This window comes from Paraburkholderia sp. BL10I2N1 (assembly GCF_004361815.1).
In the GTDB taxonomy this organism is placed as follows: Bacteria; Pseudomonadota; Gammaproteobacteria; order Burkholderiales; family Burkholderiaceae; genus Paraburkholderia.
Genome location: NZ_SNWA01000001.1, coordinates 18,344 through 31,185, shown reverse-complemented (window position 1 = coordinate 31,185; position 12,842 = coordinate 18,344). Strand labels below are relative to the sequence as shown.

Below are 12,842 nucleotides of genomic sequence, written 5' to 3'. Positions count from 1 at the left end.
AATGTTTCGGTGCGTGTCTCGCAGCAAGCGAGGACGGCCCGCCGCTTCACGCTGTCTGATCTTCTCGCGCAGGCCGGGCGCATGACGCTGCGCGACTGGCGCGCAGGCGAGCTGTCCATGCTGCTGCTCGCGCTGGTGCTTGCGGTGGCGGCGCTCGCCAGCGTAGGCTTCCTCGCGGACCGGCTGCATCAAGGGCTCGAACGGGATGCGCGGCGCATGATCGCCGCCGATTTCATCGTGCGCGCCGATCATCCCGTCGATCCGCAGTTCAGCCAGCAGGCCCAGGCGCTCGATCTCCACACGGCGACCACCGCCATTTTCCCCAGCATGATCAGTTCGACCGTAGCGCAGCCGGTGTCGCGCCTTGCGGCGCTAAAGGCGGTGTCGGCCGGTTATCCGTTGCGTGGCGCGCTGCGCATCGCAACGGCGCCCGGTGCGCCGGATCGTCCCGCCGACGCGATTCCGCCGAAGGGCGTCGTGTGGGGCGATCAGGAACTGCTCGATTCGCTGAAGCTGCACGTCGGCGACGCGGTGAAGGTGGGTAGCCGGACCTTCACGATCGGCGCGATCATCACCCGCGAACTGGATCGCGGCTTCGCGTTCGTCAATTTCTCGCCGCGCCTGATGCTCAATGCCGATGACCTCGCGTCGACCGGCCTGATTGCTTATGGCAGTCGTGTCACCTACCGGCTGCTGGTGGCAGGACCGGACGAAGCCGTAGCGAAATTCGCAGCGTGGTCGCACACGCGCGTGGACGGCGGCAAGATGCGCGGCGTCGCGCTCGAGTCACTACAGGAAGGCCAGCCGCAGGTGCGTCAGACGCTCGATCGCGCAAGCCACTTCCTCACGCTCGTTTCGCTGCTGACCGCGCTGCTTGCCGCGGTCGCCATCGCGATGACCGCGCATCGCTTCATGCGCCGGCATCTCGACGGCTGTGCCGCGATGCGCTGCCTCGGCGTCAGTCAGAAGACGCTGCGCTCGCTGTTCACGCTCGAATTCGTCGCGCTCGGTGTGACGGGCGGCGTAGCCGGTGTCGCGCTTGGCTTTGCGGGGCATCTTGCGCTGCTCGCATGGCTTGGCAGTCTGATCGATGTGGTGCTGCCCTGGCCGACCGTATGGCCCGCTGTCGAAGGCGTTGCGGCGGGCCTTGTGCTGCTGCTCGGCTTCGCGATGCCACCGCTGTTGCCGCTGACGCGCGTGCCCCCGGTGCGTGTGCTGCGTCGCGAGTGGGGCGAAGAGGGGCGCACCGCGTGGGCGGCCTACGCGCTCGGTATCGTGCTGTTCGCGGCGCTCCTGATTGTCGCGGCGGGCGAGTTGAAGCTCGGGGGCATCGTAGCGGGCGGCTTCGCGGGTGGGCTGCTCGTATTCGCCGTCATCGCACGGCTTGCGCTGTGGGGTGCCTCGCGGCTCGTGCGCAGCGAGCGTGTGAATGCCGGTATCGGCTGGCGCTATGCGCTCGCTTCGCTCGAACGCCGCAGCAGCGCCAGTGCGCTGCAGATCACGGCGCTCGGCATCGGCCTGATGTGCCTCCTGCTGATCGCGATGACGCGCAACGATCTGGTCCAAGGATGGCGCAAATCGACGCCGCCCGATGCGCCCAACGAGTTCATCATCGACATCCAGCCCGATCAGCGCGACGTGGTCACGCAATACCTGGGCGCGCATGGCTTGGCCGGCGCGGAGCTGTCGCCGATGGTGCGCGGCCGCCTGATCGCGATCAACGGCAAGCCGGTCAATCCGGATTCGTACAGTAGCGAGGATGCGCGACGCCTCGTGGACCGCGAATTCAACCTGTCGTACACGGTGAGCCTGCCCGACGACAACCGGATCGAAGCGGGCAACTGGTACGGCGACACAACGAAGCCGCAGATCTCGATCGAGCAGGGTCTCGCCAAGCTGATCAACGTCAAGCCGGGCGATATGCTGCGCTTCGATGTGACCGGTCTGCAGGTCGACGCACCCGTCACGAGCGTGCGCAAGCTCGACTGGGGCTCGTTCAAGGTCAACTTCTTCGTGCTGATGCCGCCCGCAGCGTTGCAGGATTTTCCAGCGACGTTCATCACGAGCTTCCATTTGCCGCCGGACAGGCGCACGGCGATCGATGGCCTGATCGCCGAGTATCCGAACCTCACGGCGATCGATACCGGCCCGATCCTGGCTCAGGTGCAGCGCGTGCTGGTGCAGGTGATCGGCGCGGTGCAGTTCCTGTTCGCCTTCACGCTCGCGGCGGGTGTGCTGGTGCTGTACGCCGCGCTCGCCGGCACACGCGACGAGCGTATGCGAGAATCCGCGCTGCTGCGCGCGCTGGGCGCGTCGCACCGGCAGGTGCGGGCGGTGCAGGTGGCGGAATTCGTTGCGGTCGGCGCGCTCGCCGGGCTGATGGCGGCGCTCGGCGCGCAGGCGATCGGCTGGGTGCTTGCCACGCGCGTCTTCGAGTTTCATCTCGAGTTCGACCCGTGGATGCTGCCGGTTGGCGTGGCCGCCGGCATCGCCTGCGCGGGCGTCGGCGGGTGGTTGAGTCTGCGCCACGTATTGACACGCCCGGCCTTGCAGTCGTTGCGCGATGCCTGATTTTTCGAATCTCTTTTGTCTTCACGTATGAGCGATCCAATCGACGAAGCGCCGGCGCAACCGACGGCCTTCGAACTCGTGGGCGGCGAGGCGCGCGTGCGCGAACTCGTCGACCGTTTTTACGACCTGATGGACCTCGAGCCGGATTTCGCCGGCATCCATGCGCTGCATCCGCCGACGCTCGAAGGCTCGCGCGACAAGTTCTTCTGGTTCCTGTGCGGTTGGCTGGGCGGCCCGGATCACTACATCAGCCGCTTTGGCCATCCGCGTCTGCGGGCGCGGCATCTGCCGTTTACGATCGCCTCGGGCGAGCGCGACCAGTGGCTGCGCTGCATGGCGTGGGCAATGGAAGACGTCGGGCTCTCCGAGGCACTGCGCGAGCGACTGCTGCATTCGTTCTTCGATACCGCCGACTGGATGGTCAACCAACGTTCGTTAGTAAAGAAGATGAACAGCACATCCGACTTTTCTCACTGCCTCTTCTCCAGGTTTCGCCGCCTGAGCCACTCCGTGTAGCCAAGCTCCCGTCCGATAGTCCGGCACCGGCCTTACGGAGGCGATGTGCACGACCAGCTGGCCGCCGTTCTCAAACATCAACGACCGAGTGACTTTGATGTGCCCACTGCCAGTTTCGGCGTCGATGACGAACCGGGCATGGCCGGACTCGCGAGCATGGTTCAGTCGCTCGATGTCGGCGGCCTCATCGTTCCGGAAGTGGCAGGATTCGAGGCCGTCATGACAGGGGCAAGAGAGCGCGGCCTGAGCGACGACGACTTACTGACCGAAATGAGTCGCGTGCTCGAGTAACTACTCGCGCACTTTGCCGCAGCCGAAAAGCGTGCCGCCCCAAGGCATCGGTAAAAACAGTAAACGTCGGTGCGCCGATGGCCGTCCGCGCGGACGAGATGACATAACTATCATTGCCACTCGGTTCGCGCTGTCACCTCTTGTACGCGGCCGAGGGGCGCAGGTTCATAAGTTGAGCCGGAGCTTTGCATGGAACCCAGTCAGCTAGCGCACGAGAATGCGATGAGTATCACTCGAGAGACACCGGCCGAGTCAGTCAGCTTCTGGCAGGCGTTGTGGTATTGGCTTCGCCTTGGCGTCATCAGCTTTGGCGGTCCCGCATGACAGGTTGCCATCATGCATCAGGACCTCGTCGAGCGGAAACGCTGGATTTCCGAGAAGCGGCTTCTGCACGCGTTGAACTGCTGCATGGTTCTATCTGGCCCTGACTCGCGGACGTGCGAAGGCAAACGCCACTTGGAAGTTTGGAGCAACGGACATTGGCACGGCTTCGGTTGCGGCGCCGGCGACAGCCCATCGAAGCGCGAGCGAAGCATCTCACAGCTCGGGTCTAGCTTTCGAACAAGCCCCCGCGCGCCTCGCCCGCTAGCAGTACGATATCAGCGTCGTTTCCCAGGCATCGCGGCATAGGGAGTTCGTCGCTCCCGACGCTGCGGGCCGCTTGCTGCAGACTTCAGGAGGGCATATGCGAGTACTGGTCGTTGGCGCAACGGGTTTAATCGGAAGAGAGATTGTTCAGCTACTTTCGCCGGAGCACGAGGTGATTACGGCAAGCCGAAAAGGCTCTGCCATAAGCGTAGATATATCGGACAAGGCGTCCATCGAATCGATGTACTCCAAAGTCGGCACGATTGATGCTGTGATTTGCGTAGCCGGCGCAGCGAAATTCGCTCCCTTGGGCGCACTGTCAGATGAGGACTTCGCGTTTAGCCTTAAAAACAAGCTGATGGGCCAGGTCAATCTCGTTCGGTGCTCAGTCGGCCACGTGTCCCAAGGTGGCTCGCTTACCCTCACCAGCGGTGTCCTCGCCCAGCAGCCAATGGAGGGCAGCGCCGCAGTGAGCGTTGTGAACGCCGGTGTGGAGGCATTTACCCGGTCCGCAGCGCTCGAATTGCGAGGCAAGGCGCGCGTGAACACCGTCAGCCCCGGTTGGATTGCCGAGACGCTCGCGTCCATGGGACGGGACCCTGCGAACGGAGTGCCGGCGGCAGTAGTGGCACAGGCATACAAGCGCAGCCTGGGCGGTGACATGACCGGGGACGTCATCCCTGCGGTGCAATAGTCCAGCGCTGGCCGGGAACCGTCCTTCGGTATCTGTCACCAGGGCATTCCCATCGCACTATTACACATTTCCTCGGCGAATTCAGGCGGTCCGTTTGAGCGATATGAGTTCAAGGTGCGATGGGTTCGTGTCTAGTAACTAAAAAGTTAAGTCTTCGCGATTTGTGAGAAGACTTCAGTGTGCTGCGGCCAGAATTGGAACGATGTTGAAACGGGTGAGAGAACAGGCAGCAGCGATGGCGGCACGGCCCAGACGCGTGAGGTAGTAGCGGTAGGTATGGGCCACCTTCTTGATCAAGCCGAGTGTGCGCAGTCGCGAGAGCTGTCGGGACAGCACCGGGGCGCTCATGTCCACATGCCTGGCCAGATCGGCACGGCGCAGGCCATGCACGTTGAACTCGCCGCGCTGCAAGGCACGCAGCAGTGCTTGCTCGCCGCCGTTGAAGAAGTTGAGTCCTTTGACCCTGCGCTCATTACTGCCCACGCGGGACTGGCTCAAACGTTGAAGGTCGCGCTCACCTGCGCTGGGGTCATCCAGACTCGACAAAAACGCGAGGTAGCGCTGGTTGCAGCCCAGCATGATCTCGCGCAGGTCGAACAGGCTGTAGATGGTTTTCCTCAACGCTGCGAGTTCGTAGGTGCTTTGGCCATTCCTGTGTTCCACCTTGCGGTGGTGTTTGAAGAAGCTCACGTCGTTGATGGTGGTTTCTATCCGCAACACATGGGAGAACTTGTCGTAAACCTTGACGCTGGCAACGCCCATATGGTGCTTGATGCAGCGTCCCTCGATGCGGGTGGACAGCCGCGAGCCGATCTCCTGCGCCAATTGCGGCGTGACCTTCTTGCCCAGGAAGCCGGCTACTTTCCCGGCGTGCGCGGCCAGCACCGCCTGACGCGACAGCACGTCGTACAGCGGCACCAGCGTCTGTTGGCTGCGGAACATCAGGTCAGTGGAATACTCGGCCTGCCGCAGGCTCCAGTGGTAGGTCTGGCCGAACACGTCGAGCACCGGGCACAGCCACTGCGCGTAGCGGTCCAGTCGCTCATGCAGCATATCGGGGCTCAGCGCGTCGGCGATGGCCTGTGCACGGTCCATATCGGCAATGCGCAAAAAGGCGTTGTCGGCCTGCACGAACCCGATGCCCTCGCGCTTGAGCGCACGGGCCACGGCGCCGTGGCCATTGCAGTAGAACTGCAAGCCGAACGGTGCCCAGGTCGGGACCCTGAGGTAGCACAGCCCGAGTTCGTCATCGATGAAGTAGAAGTAGTAGTGCAGACACTTGCCCGTCTCGGGGCGCAGGTAGGTCTTGCCGCTGCTCTTGTCGTGCCACGGCTTGTAGCTCGGGCAGGCCTCCATCGCCGAGATGACGTGCACCAGCCCGGGTGCATCGCCACGCCCCTGCAGCACGCGTGCCACCAGATCTTCCTTGCGGATGTGGCTCTTGTTGACGTGCTCAATCTCGATGCCGGCGGCAGCGCAGACCTCTTGCGCGCGCACACGGATGCGTTCGCGCAGCGGTTCGGCGAACCTGGCGTAGTCGAATAGGCGAATGCCGTTGGCGTTCAGAAAACTCGTCATGCCCGCTGCGTAGCACGCGCCAGGCAGCGTGCCCGTGATCAGGATTCGGTCAAAGCACGACAGCACGCCGTGCAAATTCGCCGCGTAACGCTCAATCAGATCGGCCTTCATGGTTCACTTCGGCATCGGCTGGCTATATGGCTACGCATCGTACTACCTGTTTGGTTCCGGCTCGTCCGGCTTAGGGATTACATAGGCTTGCGACGTCGCTCGGCCAGACTGACGGCGCGCGGCACAAACTCGGACGGATGGGGTACGCCATGGCTCGCATGGCGGCTGCCGGACGGCGGGGGCAGGAGCGCACTTCGGTAACGTCCTCGCAGAAATCGAGCGGCTGTTGCGATTGACCTGCTTATTCAGCAACCTGGAATTGACCGGCGCTGAGTGCGCTGGGCGAGCGTCCGGTCGCACTGCCGCAGCCACCGCAGCTCCCGAATGGCTTGGGCTTGAGTTACATCGGCTTGTCGCTCGACCGAATCCTGCAAGTCAAGGCTCCAAAGACTGCGGATGCGTTGTGGTCAGCCGAATAGATTCTTCGTGCGGGCGGGACGGGCGCCTTCGCTTCCGCATAACTGTGTCAACTGCGGGCCTTCGGCAATTTCTCGTCAATGACCACGGTGTTCGCCATGCGGTCATGCAATCCCTGTCTGCGCGGGTTGAACAGCATCCAGAGAAATCCGGCACCGCAGGTCGCGAAGCAGACCAGATAACCCAACGTTCGCACGGCGGCTTGTTTTGCCGTCATTGCCTGTCCCGTATCGGAATCGACAATGCGCAGACCCAATGCCCGTTTGCCCGGGGAAGTGCCCCAGATGGCCCACATGACTCCCGTCATGACCACCGGAATGCATTGGGCGACTGTCAGCCAGAAGAGGATAGACGGACCGGCCAGTGCGGGAGCATTCAGCAAATCTTCCGTCGACGGTCCGACCGGGACGAATAGCACGAGCACGGTCCACCAAATGCTGTCAATCAGCAGCGCACGGGCCCGACGGGACCACGTGGCGTATTGCATCACGTGTTCCTCCTGGTAGGCCAGACGTTGAGGCATAACAATCAGCCCGACTAGTCGAGCAGCGTTGGCTGGCCACCGCCAGCAGGTTTTGTACGAGGCGCTCTTGGTGGCAACGGGAACGCCTCTGCGTGCATTTCCTCCGCCGGGTAGAGTTGCAGAAACGACTGCGCTTCGTCCATGGTGTGGCATGAAAGCCAATCCTGGTAGTCTTCAGGTCGAATGACGACGACAGACCGTTTTTCGTCACCAGGTTTGTGGAATCGCCTCATCAACGGATGTGTGTCGGCATTCACTGTGAGCATCGTGAACGACAGCGACGCCTCACCGTCGGCCTCTTCCCACGTTCGCCACAGCCCGGCAATGGCCGTCGGTTGTTCGCTCGCCAGATTGATACGCCAACGGACAGGCTTTCCCGATTCGTAGTTGGGCTCAAAGAATGCTCGGCAAGGTATCAGACAGAGTTGGAGGCGGGTCCATGCGCTGGAGAAGCTGCGCCTTTCGCCAATCGTCTCGGCGCGGGCGTTCATCGTGTCATATGGACGAACGCCAGCGGGAATGCGCTTGCGGGGCACCATTCCGAACGTCGCCGGGTGCGTACACCAACCGTCCTCGCGGCGCCGAAAAATCGGCGCCGCGTAGTCTTTGTAAATCTCGCGCTTGTAGTCAAAATCAGGCGCCTGGAACAGCCTGTACGCCTCAAAACGCTCGTGTGGATTGGGTTCGTAACTCGTGCACATAGCCGCGACCTCCGCTTTCCGGACATCATATTCCATCGCAGCGGGCGGGCGTTTTCCTCTGGAGAGAAAGGGAACAGGGGTCGAAAATCTTACCTAAGCTCGGTGCTTCGAGACATTTCGCTTTCGCTATGAAGCCGCTTATAGTGGAACTGGCGCCGTCGAGCGGGCGCTCTTTTAACAAGTCGCCAACGCAACAAGGAGATACAGAATGGTGAACACACCCGAACAGCCGCTTGGCGAACGTGGGCATTTACCTGAATCGCTGCAGATACTAGCCGAATATCTCGAACTCTCCCTTGACGGAGCAACGAGCGTGGTAATGATGCGTCACGGAAGCGATGTTTGCACTGTATATGTTGGCGACCCGGCAGGTCTGCCCGAAGACCTCAAGAAGCAAGGGGCGATTTCGGCCAGACTCGCCAATGAGATGCTCGAATTGACTCATTCCGGTGCGAACCAGATGGAAATCGACGGGCAGGCGTACCGGTTTGTTCGCAGCTTCACGCAGGTCGGCGACAGCGCGGCCGTCGTGTTCTCAACGACCTAGAGCGGAGCTTGGTCCTTGCAAGAACTCTGGATTACCTCCTTCACGATTTGCTCTGCGTTGTGCGAACCCGTCGCAGATGTCCGAAGGGCTCCGCCTGCTGCCGCGCCGGCCTTCCACTCGCTTACCGATTTTTTCCCTTGATATCGGCACCGGACCATCGTGCCTATGCTTTCCGTACTGCCGATTCAGGGGTACGAGTCGGTCAGAAGGCCGATGCTGAGGGCAGCTACGTACAGGTCGGCGGTGGGAGCGTGACATGCGTGGGTGTCGCGGACAGTCGGGCCTCTTCGTGACTGACTGAGCTCGCCGAAGACGTCGTCGCAGGTGCCGAGAAAGTCTTGACGAAAAATGGTGCGGCATACGTCGCGATTGTCGACGCCCGAAAGCTGAATTACTACCACGCTCTCGAAGCCGAGGACGGTCGGCTCGTCCTGTTGCATGATGCCGAGGAGGGTCTCAAGGCCGCGCTTGCAGACAAGGTGCAGTCCGAAGAAGAATTCCAGAAATCACTGCGGCGTTCTTCTCCCAGGAAGTGATGCGGCTCGATTTCGCGGAGCTTCGAAAGGCTTGGGTGCCTCTAAAGGCCAAGCGAGGCTAATCCAGTGCCTCAGCGTTTTTCGCAATCCTTGAGTTCGTGACGACCGCGCCTTCGTTTATGAACCGTTCCCACCGCTTTGTGAGCAACACACTCCCAAAGACGTGCCACTTCTGGAAACCCGCAATCTCGGTCACCGCATCCGTCTGAAAGCGCCATCTAGCAACTAGCGAGGCCATCGCTTGCCATTTGAGCGCGGTCGGCGCGTGCTCCGGTCAAGACCAGAATTCGTCAACGTGCGGAGTGAACAAGGGCATATCTACAACGTGAAACAACAGACGCCTTTGCTCACCTTCACGGACACAAAACATAATAGGAACTTGCCCCACCCGCATCCACATCTCAATAGACTCATAGACTTCCGGGTCACTTATCTCCGCGACCCAGTAGACCTGCGTGTAACCAAACCGCAGACAGATTGCAATGACGAAAAAGTCGTCCGCCTTGTAATACCCGAAACTAAGGAAACGCTGATTTATTCAGCTCGGTGGTCATCGCTGGCATAGCTGAGGACGTTATAGAAGGTAACTCACGGAACAGACTCACGATGATGAAGAGGCAGATCGGCTTCGCGGAAGCGGAAATTGCAGGCAAGAAGCGAGTGACGAGGCGCCAACGCTTCCTGGTCGAGATGGAGAAGGTCGTTCCGTGGCAGCGCTTGCTTTCGGCAATCGAGCCGCACTATCCGAAGGGCACGCGAGGCGCCCACCGATTGGCCTGGAGCGAATGCTGCGAATCTACTTCCTGCAACAGTGGTACGGACTGTCGGACGAAGGACTGGAAGACGCGCTGTATGACAGCATCGCGCTGCGCGCCTTCGCCGGCATCGATCTGGCAGTCGAGAACGTGCCTGATGCAACCACGCTGTTGAAGTTCCGGCGCCTGCTGATCGAACACGAACTGACACGGAAGTTGTTCGACGAGATTGGCATCTCGCTGTGCGAGCGTGGGCTGATGATGAAAGAAGGCACACTGGTTGACGCGACGATCATTGAAGCGCCGCCGTCGACCAAGAACGCCCGGAAGAGTCGTGACCCGGAAATGCATCAAACGAAGAAGGGAAACGAATGGCACTTTGGGATGAAAGCCCACGTTGGCGTCGATGCCGATTCGGGCCTGATCCACAGCGTGGTTGGCACGGCGGCCAACGTGTCGGATGTATCGCAAGCGCATGCCCTGCTGCACGGACATGAGGAGCAGGCGTTCGCCGATGCGGGCTACATTGGCGTAGACAAGCGCGAGGAAATGGCGGGCAAGACCGTGAAGTGGCACGTCGCTGCCAAGCGGGGAAAGATCAAGGCGATGCTGGAGGGGACGCTGAAGGACTTGGTAATCGCGCTCGAGCGAACCAAGGCGCAGATCCGTTCGCGGGTTGAGCATCCGTTTCATATCGTCAAGAACCTGTTTCACCATCGCAAGACCCGATACAAGGGCCTGGCCAAGAACACCGCGCAACTGTTCAGCCTGTTCGCTCTGGCGAATCTGGTGATCGCGCGAAATCTGTTGCGATCGGTCCATGGGAGCAATCCGTCATGCGTATGAAAAATGCGAGCAGGGAGGCTCGTTTACGCGTTCAATTCACCGATCGAGCGAGGGTGTAAAAAGTTTTGTGTAAACGGTCATTTGGCAGGAGACTGCCAGCAACAGGAGCATAGATGACCGTAGCGAAACGCAATAAAAGAGAGAAAGCCGATCCTGAACTCGTCAAGCTGGCAGACAGCCTGCTGGCGAATTACCAGAAGCCGGAAGACCTGATAGGCGAGAACGGCCTGCTCAAGCAGCTTACCAGGATGCTGGTGGAGCGTGCGTTAGAGGCGGAGATGTCCGAGCACCTGGGCCATGGCAAGAGCGAAGCGGTGACCAATGCCACGGGCAATACCCGTAATGGTCATAGCACCAAGACGCTGCAGGGGGAGTTTGGCGAGTTGCCGCTCAATATCCCGCGCGACCGTCAGGGGGCGTTCGAGCCGAAGCTGGTGGAGCGCCATCAGACGCGCTGGACGGGTTTCGACGACAAGATCATTTCGCTGTATGCGCGTGGCCTGAGCGTGCGCGAGATCCAGGGGCACCTGGAAGAAATGTACGGCACGGAGGTCTCGCCGACGCTGATCTCGGCGGTCACCGACGCAGTCAGTGATGAGGTGAAGGTCTGGCAGGCCCGTGCGCTCGACGCGCTTTATCCGATTGTCTATCTCGACTGCATTCACGTCAAAGTGCGCGACAGCGGCGCGGTGCGGACCAAGGCGGTGTACCTGGCCATCGGCGTGAACATGGCCGGCCACAAGGAAGTCCTGGGCCTGTGGATCGCCCAGACCGAGGGAGCCAAGTTCTGGCTGCAGGTGGTCACTGAACTCAAGACGCGCGGCGTGCAGGACATCTTTATCGCCTGCGTCGACGGGCTTAAAGGCTTTCCCGAAGCCATTGAAGCGGTCTACCCAGAAGCGGCCGTGCAACTGTGCATCGTGCATATGGTGCGCAACAGCCTGAACTTCGTACCGTGGAAAATGCAGCGGGAAGTCGCCGCCGACCTGAAGACGATTTACACTTCATCGACCGTCGAACTGGCCGAACAGATGCTGGGCGCCTTCGAGGCCAGGTGGGACAAGGACTATCCGTCCATCGGGCAGAGCTGGCGACGCAACTGGGCACGTGTGATTCCGTTCTTCGATTACCCACCGGAGATCAGGAAGGTGATTTACACCACGAATGCCATAGAATCGATCAACATGAGCCTGCGCAAGGTGATCAAGACCCGCAGCTCGTTCCCGACCGATGAGGCCGTCACCAAGCTGTTTTACCTGGCCCTGAACAACATCAGCAAGAAGTGGACGATGCCGATCCGCGACTGGAAGGCCGCACTGAACCGCTTCACGATCCAGTTCGAAGAGCGGCTGGTGCCGGGTTAAACCTCAACCCGTTTACACAAAATTCCGGACACCCCCAATCGAGCGTCGATCCGCTTCGTCATCTGGAAAAGTCGACGCCGTCTCGCCTGCAACTTGGGCAGTTGGTCCATTGATCAGCGTTTCCCTAACGGATGACTCGAGGTAATCCGTCGCAAGGCAGTGAGCGTCCTCGTCTGCCACCGGGCACGTCAACACCGGAGTGTTGTCCGGCAATCCAACCGTCTTTTCCGGTCTCGGATTGAACAGCCAAAGCGGAAGCAACGTACCAAACTCAAAAAGCCCGTCGTCTCCGTCAAAAATGTTCGTGTCGTCCATCAGTATCCCCAGCCAAATATGTTTGAGTTTCATTCGAGCACAAACAAGGTGCCCCTACTGCACGTCCGCCTGAGCTTGCCCCTGAAAAACGAATCCCTTGCTGAGCAGGTAAACTCACGCAAGGAGAAGAACGATGACAGGCAAGGCAAAGCGGGCACAGTACACGCTCGAATTCAAGCTGGAAGCGGTGCGGCTGGTCAAGGCCGGGCAAAGCATGGTAGCCGTGGCGGCGACACTGGGTGTGGTTGAACAGACGCTGTACAACTGGGTGAAGGCTGACCGGGAAGGCAAGCTGGCGGGAGCTGGAACAAAGCCAGTAAGCCCGGAACAGATGGAGCTGGCCCGGCTGCGTGCGGAGGTGGCTCGCCTGAAGATGGAGCGAGATATTTTAAAAAACCGTCCCACGCGCTTGCGCGCGGCCCTCATGAATAGAAACTCCGGGCGAGTACACTCGATGCACGCAGAGACAGTGGCCGTAAGCTTCTTGGA

11 protein-coding genes and 3 pseudogenes are annotated in these 12,842 nt (G+C 60.7%); 10 read left to right on the top strand and 4 right to left on the bottom strand.

Annotation, left to right across the window (positions count from 1 at the left end):
• Positions 1-81: 81 nt before the first annotated feature.
• The 5 genes and pseudogenes from B0G77_RS00180 to B0G77_RS00160 all read left to right on the top strand — a co-directional run bounded on the left by B0G77_RS00180 (position 82) and on the right by B0G77_RS00160 (position 4,660).
• Positions 82-2,571 carry an FtsX-like permease family protein gene (locus B0G77_RS00180; RefSeq protein ID WP_133663972.1) on the top strand — a complete coding sequence of 830 codons (2,490 nt, stop codon included), beginning with the start codon at positions 82-84 and terminating at the stop codon, positions 2,569-2,571.
• A 27-nt stretch (positions 2,572-2,598) separates the two neighbouring features.
• A pseudogene (locus B0G77_RS00175) lies at positions 2,599-3,000 on the top strand (group II truncated hemoglobin); the annotation flags it as partial.
• Positions 3,001-3,186: 186 nt separating this feature from the next.
• A complete protein-coding gene (locus tag B0G77_RS00170; RefSeq protein WP_243750880.1) occupies positions 3,187-3,378 on the top strand; it encodes a hypothetical protein in 192 nt (63 codons plus the stop codon).
• 222 nt (positions 3,379-3,600) lie between these two features.
• Positions 3,601-3,813 (top strand): annotated as a pseudogene (locus B0G77_RS00165) (chromate transporter); the annotation flags it as partial.
• Between the two features lie 250 nt (positions 3,814-4,063).
• The gene (locus tag B0G77_RS00160; RefSeq protein WP_133660316.1) at positions 4,064-4,660 is read left to right on the top strand and encodes a short chain dehydrogenase; all 597 of its coding nucleotides are present in this window, start codon (positions 4,064-4,066) and stop codon (positions 4,658-4,660) included.
• A gap of 174 nt (positions 4,661-4,834) precedes the next feature.
• On the opposite strand, the gene B0G77_RS00155 is transcribed toward B0G77_RS00160, so the two are convergent.
• From B0G77_RS00155 to B0G77_RS00140, 3 genes are all read right to left on the bottom strand, one after another.
• Positions 4,835-6,349 (bottom strand): winged helix-turn-helix domain-containing protein, encoded by a 1,515-nt coding sequence (locus B0G77_RS00155; RefSeq protein WP_133660315.1) that lies wholly within the window; start codon positions 6,347-6,349, stop codon positions 4,835-4,837.
• A gap of 466 nt (positions 6,350-6,815) precedes the next feature.
• Positions 6,816-7,253: an RDD family protein gene (locus B0G77_RS00145; RefSeq protein ID WP_133660314.1), complete on the bottom strand. Its 438-nt coding sequence runs from the start codon at positions 7,251-7,253 to the stop codon at positions 6,816-6,818.
• Positions 7,254-7,303: 50 nt separating this feature from the next.
• A complete protein-coding gene (locus tag B0G77_RS00140) occupies positions 7,304-8,026 on the bottom strand; it encodes an SOS response-associated peptidase family protein (RefSeq protein ID WP_347814145.1) in 723 nt (240 codons plus the stop codon).
• 172 nt (positions 8,027-8,198) lie between these two features.
• Here B0G77_RS00140 and B0G77_RS00135 point away from each other — a divergent pair, with 172 nt between their 5' ends.
• The 4 genes from B0G77_RS00135 (at position 8,199) to B0G77_RS00120 (ending at position 12,038) form a co-directional block, all read left to right on the top strand.
• The gene (locus tag B0G77_RS00135) at positions 8,199-8,537 is read left to right on the top strand and encodes a hypothetical protein (protein WP_133660313.1); all 339 of its coding nucleotides are present in this window, start codon (positions 8,199-8,201) and stop codon (positions 8,535-8,537) included.
• Between the two features lie 338 nt (positions 8,538-8,875).
• Positions 8,876-9,073, top strand: coding sequence for a hypothetical protein (locus B0G77_RS00130; RefSeq protein ID WP_243750879.1), 198 nt, complete (start codon positions 8,876-8,878; stop codon positions 9,071-9,073).
• A gap of 609 nt (positions 9,074-9,682) precedes the next feature.
• Positions 9,683-10,674 (top strand): IS5 family transposase gene (locus tag B0G77_RS00125; protein ID WP_133663970.1). Its coding sequence is split into 2 segments (ribosomal slippage): positions 9,683-9,836 and positions 9,836-10,674, totalling 993 coding nucleotides; the frame shifts between segments, so codons are not numbered across the junction.
• A 113-nt stretch (positions 10,675-10,787) separates the two neighbouring features.
• The gene (locus B0G77_RS00120) at positions 10,788-12,038 is read left to right on the top strand and encodes an IS256 family transposase (protein ID WP_133660312.1); all 1,251 of its coding nucleotides are present in this window, start codon (positions 10,788-10,790) and stop codon (positions 12,036-12,038) included.
• Positions 12,039-12,050: 12 nt separating this feature from the next.
• Here the strand turns inward: B0G77_RS00120 and B0G77_RS00115 are convergent, their stop codons facing one another.
• Entirely contained in the window at positions 12,051-12,386 is a 336-nt protein-coding gene (locus B0G77_RS00115; RefSeq protein ID WP_133660311.1) for a hypothetical protein, read from the bottom strand.
• A 100-nt stretch (positions 12,387-12,486) separates the two neighbouring features.
• On the opposite strand from B0G77_RS00115, the pseudogene B0G77_RS00110 reads away from it, so the two are divergent.
• Positions 12,487-12,747: pseudogene (locus B0G77_RS00110) on the top strand (transposase); the annotation flags it as partial.
• Positions 12,748-12,842 lie beyond the last annotated feature (95 nt).